4 protein-coding genes are annotated in these 5132 nt (G+C 58.5%); 3 read left to right on the forward strand and 1 reads right to left on the reverse strand.

Annotated elements, in window-relative coordinates; translation table 11 throughout:
* The first annotated feature begins 327 nt into the window (after positions 1–327).
* Positions 328–1905 carry a methyl-accepting chemotaxis protein gene (locus tag AC56KW_RS26045; RefSeq protein WP_497173532.1) on the forward strand — a complete coding sequence of 526 codons (1578 nt, stop codon included), beginning with the start codon at positions 328–330 and terminating at the stop codon, positions 1903–1905.
* A gap of 23 nt (positions 1906–1928) precedes the next feature.
* Here AC56KW_RS26045 and AC56KW_RS26050 read toward each other — a convergent pair whose 3' ends face one another.
* The gene (locus AC56KW_RS26050; RefSeq protein WP_497173533.1) at positions 1929–2387 is read right to left on the reverse strand and encodes a MarR family winged helix-turn-helix transcriptional regulator; all 459 of its coding nucleotides are present in this window, start codon (positions 2385–2387) and stop codon (positions 1929–1931) included.
* A 240-nt stretch (positions 2388–2627) separates the two neighbouring features.
* Here AC56KW_RS26050 and AC56KW_RS26055 point away from each other — a divergent pair, with 240 nt between their 5' ends.
* Entirely contained in the window at positions 2628–4058 is a 1431-nt protein-coding gene (locus tag AC56KW_RS26055; protein WP_497173534.1) for an aldehyde dehydrogenase family protein, read from the forward strand.
* Entirely contained in the window at positions 4042–4914 is an 873-nt protein-coding gene (locus AC56KW_RS26060; protein ID WP_497173535.1) for an AraC family transcriptional regulator, read from the forward strand. The genes AC56KW_RS26055 and AC56KW_RS26060 overlap by 17 nt, the downstream gene beginning before the upstream one ends.
* Positions 4915–5132: the final 218 nt, after the last annotated feature.

The raw sequence follows: 5132 nt of genomic DNA on the forward strand, positions 1-5132 counted from the left end.
ACCGTGAAACGACTTTGCGCCGATGATAGTGCTGCAACCAGTGTGAAAGTAGGTTATCGTCAGGCTAGTTATATAGAAAAACCCCACCAGGTGATCCTGGTGGGGTTTTTTGCTTTGTGGCGCCGCCGACTGCTGTTGCTCCAACACCAAATCCTCTCAAAATAAATAGCATTGCGTACAGAAAACTATACTTTCTGTCCAGAATCAATCGTGCGCAGCAATTAGCTTCTTATAATTCCTTGCTATACCACTATTTGTTCTTGTCAGCTTATTAAGCCGACAGGGGCTCCTTTTGTTTCTCAATTCTATAAGAACTAATAAGAACCTATGAGATCACTCTCTGCACTGAGCACCCGGGCCAAGCTCGGCGTCGGTTTCGGCCTGGTTTGCATCCTTATCATCGTGCTCGCCATCTTCGCATGGCGCCAACTAGGAAATGTCGGCCAAGAGCTTGCCGCACAAAATACAGTGCGTATCACGAAGCTCGAGCGCCTGTACGAACTGCGTGAATCTCTCGCGCAAACAGGTCTGGCGGCACGCAATGCCTATATCTTCCCGGACGCGAACGACGCCACACGCGAGCTTGCCCTCTTGGACGAGCATAAAGCCCGTTACCTCGAGCAATTACAAGCCCTTGAGCCACTATTCCTGGGAAATGCCGACTTTGCGAAGATGCGCGACGGCCTGTTGCAGATGGCGCAAGAGCTCAACCGTCCACGTCGCTACCGCAATGCTGGCCAGATGACCGAATACGGCACTTTCCTGGTCAACGAATGCAGCCCTCTGCGCCGTCAGAACGTGCTCGACATCGGCCGGGTGATCACCACCGTGCAGCGGCATGTGGAAGGAGGTACCGTCCACGCCCAGGAATCGATCGTTACCGCCCAGACGACGATCATCATCGTAACGCTCGTCGCCGTTGTCCTGAGCGTACTGGTCGGCAGTGCCATTACTTCGCACTTATTGCGCCAACTTGGCGGCGAGCCGGTCGAGGTCAACCGCATCGCATCGGCAATCGCTTCAGGTGACTTGACAGTCGACGTCGCAGTGCGTCCGAACGATGAGGCAAGCGTCATGCACGCCATCCGCGAAATGCAGACCAGCCTGCAAAATATCGTCGCGCAAGTGCGTGGCGGGACAGATATGATCGCGACCGCTTCCAGCGAGATCAGCGCCGGCAACGATGATCTGTCGATGCGCACGGAGGAGCAGGCCAGCTCGCTCGGCCGCACAGCGAGTTCGATGAAAGAACTGACTGTCGTCGTGGAGCAAAATACCTCGTATGCCCGTCACGCGAACACGCTCGCCGCATCGGCCAGCGTAGTTGCCAGCAAGGGCGGCGCGGTCGTCTCGGCCGTAGTCAATACGATGCAGGATATTAACGAGTCGGCGCGCAAGATTTCGGACATCATCAGCGTCATCGACGGCATCGCTTTCCAGACCAATATACTGGCACTGAATGCGGCAGTCGAGGCAGCCCGTGCAGGCGAGCAGGGCCGCGGATTTGCCGTGGTCGCAAGTGAAGTGCGCAATCTGGCGCAACGTTCAGCCACTGCCGCCAAGGAGATCTCGGCATTGATCGGCGAATCAGTCGCCAAGGTGGATGCGGGTTCGAAGCTGGTAGGACAAGCCGGCGCTACCATGGACGACATCGTCAATAGCGTACAACAGGTTAGCACCATCATTGCGGAGATCACGGCCGCCAGCGAGACCCAGCATGCCGGTATCCAGCAGGTGAATCATGCGGTGGATCAAATGGACGAGGCAACCCAGCAGAATGCTGCCCTGGTCGAGCAAGCCGCGGCCTCTGCAGCGGCGCTCAAGGAGCAAGCTGCGAAACTGCTGCGCACTGTCCGTGTATTCCGTCTTCGGGCCGAAGCCGGCCCGCTGCGCATCGCTGGCTAAACTGGAACTTCGGCAGCGCCCCTTCAGCCGGCGCTGTCGTTCAGGCTCTTGCGCAGGCTCACTAACTGATCGCGCAAGGCCGATGCTTCGCCGACTGAGCACTCGGTCGCGCACAATACCGCCGGCATCACGCTGGCGGCTTCTTTCCTTAACGCATTACCCTCGTCGGTCAGGCTGATGATGACCTGGCGTTCGTCGCTGCGCGCGCGGTTACGGTGCACCAACCCTTGGGCTTCCATGCGCTTGAGCAAAGGCGTCAAGGTGGCAGAATCCAGGAACAGGCGCTCGCCGATATCGGATACGGTCAGCTGATCTTGTTCCCACAAAACCATCATGACGAGATATTGCGGGTAGGTAAGGCCGAGCTTGGGCAGTAAGCCGCGATAGACCCGCATCATAGCCAATGACGTCGAGTACAAGGCGAAACACAATTGCTTGTCGAGCATGGGCGTTGCAGGAGAGGTAGTGGCATTCGAGTTCATGCACTCAATATAGATCGCACGCTAGACAATTGCAAGCGATGATTTTATTGGGCATGAAGTAACTGGGCTGCAGCGAGATCAGGCCGAGTGTGCGCACTTACCCAGCGCATCTCTCCAAAACGCCAAATGGTCTAGCCGCTTGAAGGCTGGCAGGATCAGGCAATAGGTCGCAAGGATCGGTCTACCTGTCCAACCACCATGGTTTCTATGATGGGTGCTCATTATTTGAGCGGAGGGCTCATGAAGCTGATCGATACCATCTATATCAACGGGCAATTCGTTGCACCCCACGGCACCGAGTGTCTCACCCTGGTCGACCCAGTCACCGAGCAGGATGCAGCACAAGTCATCCTTGCCGACGAAGTCGACGCGGAAAATGCGATTGCCGCCGCGACCGCTGCATACCGCGAACTTGTTGGATCGTCGCGCGAACAGCGTATGGGCTGGCTCGCACGCCTGCACGAGGTGGTTACAGATGCAGAAGAGGAATTGATCGTGACCATGATAGAAGAATACGGCGGCCCGCACGGCATTTCTGTGGCGACGTCGAAGCGGGCGGCCGCCTCGTTCAACCAGGCGCGCACGCTGCTGGCTGACTATCAGTTCGAGCGCCAGGTCGCCAGCGCACGCGTCCGTATGGAGTCGCTCGGTGTCGTTGGCCTGATCACGCCTTGGAATGCCAATTACGGCATGATCTGCAGCAAACTCGCGATGGCGATCGCCGCCGGCAGTACAGCGGTGATCAAGCCGAGCGAATTGAGCGCACGCCAGACTGAGCTGCTAAGCCGTATCCTGCACCGCGCGGAAGTACCGGCCGGCTTGTTCAACATTCTGACTGGACGTGGCGACGTGGTCGGCGCCGCCTTCGTGCGTCACTCTGGCATCGCGAAGATTTCGTTCACGGGTTCGACCGCTGTAGGCAAGTCGATCGTGCGCGGCGCCACCGATACGCTCAAGCGTGTCACGCTGGAACTGGGCGGAAAATCGCCCACGATCCTGCTCGAGGATGCCGACTTCGACAAGGCCATGCCGTTCGTCGCGGCGGCTGCAACCATGAACAGCGGTCAGGCCTGCCTGGCGGGCACGCGCCTGCTGGTACCACGCGCCCGACTGCAAGAAGCGGAACAGGGAATCGTCGCGGCATTCCAGATCTTGCAGGTAGGTGATCCACGCGATCCTGCTACCCGGATCGGGCCAATGGTCACTTCTACCCAGTACCAACGCGTGCAAGCCTATATCCGCAAGGGTATCGAGGAAGGCGCAACCTTGCTGCTCGGCGGCGCCGGCTTGCCCGAAGGATTGGAGCGTGGCTACTTTGTGCGGCCCACGATCTTCAGCAATGTGGGCAATGACATGACCATTGCAAAAGAAGAGATCTTCGGGCCGGTCCTGTCGGTCATTGCCTACGACGATGAGGAAGATGCTATCGCCATTGCGAACGACACGGTGTATGGCTTGCACGCTTATGTATTCTCGAGTGATGTGGCGCGCGCGAACCGTGTAGCCCGCCGCATCGAGGCGGGCCGCGTCTTCATCAATGGTTTGTATGATGAACCGATGGCCCCATTCGGTGGATTCAAGCAGTCTGGCCTCGGGCGTGAATTCGGGGTATTCGGACTGGAAGAATATCTCGAGCCAAAGACTTTGCTGGGTTATGAACAGTCTCTCTGAACGCGATGTGCTCGGGCGGCTGCGGGAAGCGGTACGTCTTCGGTATGCCGAAGCAAACGGCATTGACGACCTGCCCACAGCGCTGCCCTGGTTGGGCCTCATCCGGCGCGGTGGGCCGACGGCGATCGGCCGCGGAATGCTGGAGCCGTCGATATGCCTGATGCTACAGGGCGAAAAGCAGATGCTGGTCGGTGAGCGCGTACTGCGCTATGGCGCCGGTTGCTATGTGCAGGCGGGCACGACGATGCCTGTCTCCGGTCAGGTCCTGCATGCCAGCGAAGCCGAACCCTACTATGGTATCCGGCTCGATCTCGACCCCAAGGAACTTGCCGCCTTCATGCTCGAGGCCGGGATCCCGATGGGATACCGGGCTGACGATCCGCCCTTTGTCAGCGTCGAAGTGGCGGGAGAGGGATTGCTCGAAGCGTTCAAGCGCCTGTTGATATTGCTCGACAGGCCGGCGGACCTGCCTGTTCTCGCACGCCTGCTCAAGCAGGAAATCATGTATCACCTGGTGACAGGCCCGGGCGGCCCTACCTTGACGCGTGGACTAAGGGGTGGCCAGCGTGAAGTTGCCGTGAACCGGGCGATCAGCTGGATCCGCGAGCATTATGACGTGCCGTTAAGGATTGCCGAGCTGGCCGAGACGGTGCACCTGAGCCCATCGGTCCTGCACCGCCGCTTCAAGGCGGCGACGATCATGAGTCCGCTGCAATACCAGAAGCAGGTGCGACTGCTGGAGGCGCGCAAGCTATTGATGAGCGGCGGGACCGAAGCTGCCAATGTGGCGTTCCAGGTGGGATATGAAAGTCCATCGCAGTTCAGCCGCGAGTACCGTCGCCTCTTCGGGGCATAGCCGATGCAGGATGCTGAACAGCTACGCGGTGTGGCGCCGCCGCCATGATTCATCGCGGCCAAACAATATTATTGTTGAGCTCTTGCGCGACAGGGCAGGGCTTTGCTATAGTTCGCGTCCGCTTCGGCAACGACCGAAAATGTTAACGTAATCAAGTGGTTACGATGGCAAGATCGGCAGAGAAATCTGAGACGAAGCGAACGAGGGGGTTGACGAGA

The sequence above is a fragment of the Telluria sp. RT2P19 genome (assembly GCF_059685725.1).